The sequence below is a fragment of the Burkholderia sp. AU4i genome, from assembly GCF_000466765.1.
GTDB classification, from domain to species: Bacteria; Pseudomonadota; Gammaproteobacteria; order Burkholderiales; family Burkholderiaceae; genus Burkholderia; species Burkholderia cepacia.
On sequence record NZ_ASSI01000051.1, the window covers coordinates 1 to 846 of the forward strand.

At 65.6% G+C, this 846-nt stretch carries 1 protein-coding gene and 1 pseudogene; one reads left to right on the forward strand and one right to left on the reverse strand.

Annotated features, from left to right (window positions below):
- On the reverse strand, positions 1 to 612 hold a 612-nt coding region (locus L810_RS11670), incomplete at its 3' end, for an alpha/beta fold hydrolase (RefSeq protein ID WP_042974137.1).
- Positions 613 to 693: 81 nt separating this feature from the next.
- Between L810_RS11670 and L810_RS49935 the strand changes: the two are divergent.
- Positions 694 to 846, forward strand: a pseudogene (locus L810_RS49935) (CGNR zinc finger domain-containing protein); the annotation flags it as partial.

Here is an 846-nt window from a genome sequence, read left to right on the forward strand (position 1 = left end):
CTCGGCTTCCTCGATGTAGTGCTGGCGCATCTGCGCGATCTGGCGATAGAACGCGGCCTGGCCGGCTGGCGTGAGCCACGGCGCGCGGTAGATCGACAGCGCCTCGTCGCTCAGCGGCCGGGCGACGGCGTTGCCGAGATAGGCCGACACGAGTGCGTGATGCGCATACGCGGGCAATCCGGTGAAGGCGGCTTCGTGCTGCGCGACGTGGCGCACGAACGGCGAACCCTGCGGCGCGATCGCGACCGGGTTCACGAGCGTGAGATCCGCATAGGCGACGCCGTCGAGGAAGTGTGCGCGCAGCACGGTGGCGCCGCCGTAGTCGTGCGCGAGCACGCGCGGTCGCGAAATGTTCCACTCGTCGAGCATCGCGCCGAACAGCGCGTTCTGGCGGCCGAGCGACACGTCCGCATCCGGCATGTCGGATTGACCGTAGCCGAGCAGGTCGTAGAAGAACACGCGATGACGGCGCGCGAGCCACGGTGCGATCCGCCGCCACACCTGCGACGAAAACGGCGTGCCGTGCACGAGCACGAGCGGCGGCCCTTCGCCTAACGTTCCCCAGGCAATCCGGTGGCCTTCGAAGGTGAAGCGGTTGGCGAGTTCGAGCATCGGCATCTCCGTGCTAACCTGTTTTGGTTGTTAACAGGTTACTCCGGATCGTCCGGGTGTGAAACCGATAGGTGAAAATAAATGGTTACTCGACACGAACCCGTGCGACATGCGAATGAATGGGGGGCAGCTGATTTCGTCGGCGGCCATCCGGCGCTCGACTTCCTCAACACGGTGGCCGACACGGGCAAGACGCGCGACGCGGACAAGTTCGTCGACTGGCCGGCCGTGCAT